The organism is Caulobacter sp. 17J65-9 (genome assembly GCF_010975005.1).
In the GTDB taxonomy this organism is placed as follows: domain Bacteria; phylum Pseudomonadota; class Alphaproteobacteria; order Caulobacterales; family Caulobacteraceae; genus 17J80-11.
This window is the reverse complement of sequence record NZ_JAAIVC010000332.1, coordinates 1-766: the sequence shown is the minus strand read 5'-3', so window position 1 is coordinate 766 and position 766 is coordinate 1. Positions and strand designations below refer to the sequence as shown.

The window sequence follows — 766 nt, the reverse complement described above, 5'->3', positions numbered from 1 at the left end:
GGCGGCGAACGCGCCGCGCGCCCAGGCCACCGTGCACACCACGCTGGACGCGGGCCTGCAGGCGCGGCTGGAGGAGCTGGCCCGCGAGGCCGCCGCCCAGCAGGGGCCGCAGACCTCCACGGCGGTGGTGGTGATCGAGGTGAAGACCCGCGCCGTGCGCGCCGCGGTCGGCTCGGCGGGGCTGGACCGCACCGGCGGCTGGGTCGACATGACCCGCGCCCTGCGCTCGCCCGGCTCGGCCCTGAAGCCGTTCGTCTACGCCCTGGCCTTCGACGAGGGCCTGGCGGCGCCGGACACCAAGCTGCAGGACGCGGCGCTGCGCTTCGGCGACTACCAGCCGGAGAACTTCGACCACGCCTTCCACGGCGAGGTGACGGTGCGCGAGGCGCTGACCAATTCGCTGAACGTCCCGGCCGTCTCCACCCTCGACAAGATCGGGCCGGAGGTGTTCCAGGCGAGGCTCGAGAACGCCGGGGTGCGGCTGGTCCGCCCGAAGGTGCAGACGCGCGGCGCGGGCCTGGCGCTGGCGCTGGGCGGAGCGGGGATCACGCTGCAGGACCTGGCGGTGCTGTATTCGGCCCTGGCCGACGACGGGCTGGCCAAGCCGCTGGCCTGGACCATGGAAGACGCCGCGCGCCGGCCGGGCCAGGGCGGGCGGCGCCTGGTGCGGGCCGACGCGGCGCGCCAGGTGCTGGACATCCTGCGCGAGACGCCCACGCCTGTCGGGCGCACGCCCGGCCCGCTGCTCTCGCGCGGGCCGCGGGTG

1 protein-coding gene is annotated in these 766 nt (G+C 76.5%); it reads left to right on the top strand.

Features of this window, described 5'->3' with window-relative positions:
• Positions 1-766, top strand: a 766-nt coding sequence (locus G3573_RS21755) for a penicillin-binding transpeptidase domain-containing protein (protein WP_276208777.1), incomplete at both ends; no start/stop codon positions are given.